General features: G+C 43.3%; 2 protein-coding genes. Both read left to right on the top strand.

Annotation, left to right across the window (positions count from 1 at the left end; all coding sequences use genetic code 11):
• On the top strand, positions 1-659 hold a 659-nt coding region (locus AB4653_RS26640), incomplete at its 5' end, for an ATPase RavA domain-containing protein (RefSeq protein ID WP_372105733.1).
• A gap of 12 nt (positions 660-671) precedes the next feature.
• Positions 672-2,089, top strand: a 1,418-nt coding sequence (gene viaA / locus AB4653_RS26635) for an ATPase RavA stimulator ViaA (protein ID WP_372105732.1), incomplete at its 3' end; no start/stop codon positions are given.

The following is a 2,089-nucleotide window of genomic DNA, read 5'->3' as shown; positions in this document are numbered from 1 at the left end:
CTCGTGAAGAGCTAGAAGAGATTCAAGATGATGTTGAATCGACTCTGTCGGTGTCGCTCTCTGTGGAGTCAACCAGTGGCTTACGACGTAAAGACGTTTACCAACATGATATCAAGAACGCGAAAATGTACAGCGTCGGTAGCGCATACAATCTTATTAAATTGGTTATGCTGCAAAGCAATATGTCGGTGTCTGAATCTGAGAAAGGCGATAGTCGTTGGGTGTATGTAGCCAAAGATGATTTTGACCGTGTTCTAAAAGAAGGTCATGGCGACATTTACGGTTACGTAAACGAAAACAAAAATCTATGCCGTTTAAAGCTCGACTTGGATGCATCGAATCAATTAGTGATCAAAGATATTGCTAATCGTTCTGTATTGGTGAGTGTGGTGACTACTGACGGTTTAGATCAAGAACTGTATAACAAGTGGTTGAACGGCGCTGAGAAAGCCCTAGAACAGTTAACTGCAGCTGAATTCAAGTTAAAAAGAGTACGCACTGAATTCCATGACGCATTACCGCATAACTATATTGACCCTGATTTACCGAAAGCGATGGAATCAAGCTTACAGGCGGTAACACAAGAGCTTGAAACGACAAAAGTGAAGAGTAGCAAGATCGCGCAACGCATTAAGTTCATGAGTCAGTACTTTGAGTAAGAGGGGGAGCATATGTTAGGAGCTGACGGCTTAAACCTCGCTTTGATGGTGGCTGACTCTGGTATCATTGATACCGCGATGAATGATCTTATCGCTCGTTCTCAAGTGATGATGGCTGCTGAGAATAAAGGTGTGAAAACATCAGTCAAAAACCACTTAGTTAAATGGCGCGGTAAAGTAAAAAAACGCGTCACTAAAGTGTGTGAAACCGACCGTTTCCAAGAGGAAATCGCACTTTACCAAGAAGTGATTTACTGGGATGAATCTCAGTTTTTTGACGAGATTGATCGCGTTATTAAGAAGCTGGAGTGGCACTCAGCATTTTATCTACAAGCAAGACGTTTGATGGAAAACAATAAAGGTGTTTATAACGCGATGTTTCCACATTACTTTTGTGATCAATGGTACCAATCGCTGTCAGATGCCATCAAACAAGCTCAAGTCACCGAACTCGAAACAAGCAAAGAAAAAGTCTTAGCTGATCTTTATCAGCGCATGGAAACCATGAAAAACATGGACAAAGTGACAGAGTCGGGCGATGAAGGCAGTGTAGGGCGTTTGTGGGACATGGCATCGGCCAAATTAAGCAAAACAGACCTAACCATCATGAAGCGCCACGCTGAGTTTCTGAATAAGCACAAGGGTTTGCAAGAGATCGCAGAAAAACTAGGACGTATGGCTGGTGAGGAAGATGATCCTTCGCTACACAAAGCTCCTGTAGAAGAACTGCAGATGGTTGAAGAGAAAAGCGATGAAGCGGTCGATGATATTGTTGGGATTCACGAAAGTGATGATCTCAACAAGATGCTGCCAAACGAAACCATGTTCCTCGCTTACCCTGAACTTGAGGTTATCTTTTATAAGCACTTGGCCGACAAGCGTTTATTGAGCTATCGTTCGCAAGGTAAATCACGGACATTACGTAAAGTAAAAGCGCAAAAGCCTGATAGCAAAAACGTCGATATTGAAAAAGGGCCGTTCATCGTCTGTGTGGACGCTTCTGGTTCTATGAGTGGGTTCCCAGAGCAGTCAGCCAAAGCAATGGCTTACGCTTTGATGCAAATCGCGCTTGCGGAAGAGAGAGACTGTTACGTGATTCTGTTCTCTTCTGAGCAGATTACCTATGAGTTAACAAGGCAAGATGGCCTGCGTGAAGCGAGCGACTTCTTAAGCTATTCATTCCACGGCGGTACGGATCTAGAACCTGTACTCATGAAGTCGATTGACCTGATGACGGGTGATAAATACAAGAACGCAGATTTGATCGTACTTTCTGACTTTATCGCCCCTAAGCAATCTGATGAAATGATTGCTCAGGTTGAAAAATTGAAAGAGCACAAAAACCGTTTCCATGCGGTTAGTCTTTCTAAGTATGGTAACCCTCAACTTATGACCATGTTTGATCACTGTTGGTCGTATCATCCAAGTCT

It is taken from the genome of Vibrio sp. 10N.222.48.A3, assembly GCF_041475345.1.
Classification (GTDB): domain Bacteria; phylum Pseudomonadota; class Gammaproteobacteria; order Enterobacterales; family Vibrionaceae; genus Vibrio; species Vibrio tasmaniensis_A.
Note: the sequence above shows the minus strand (reverse complement) of the source record. Positions and strands in the feature narration are given on the sequence as shown.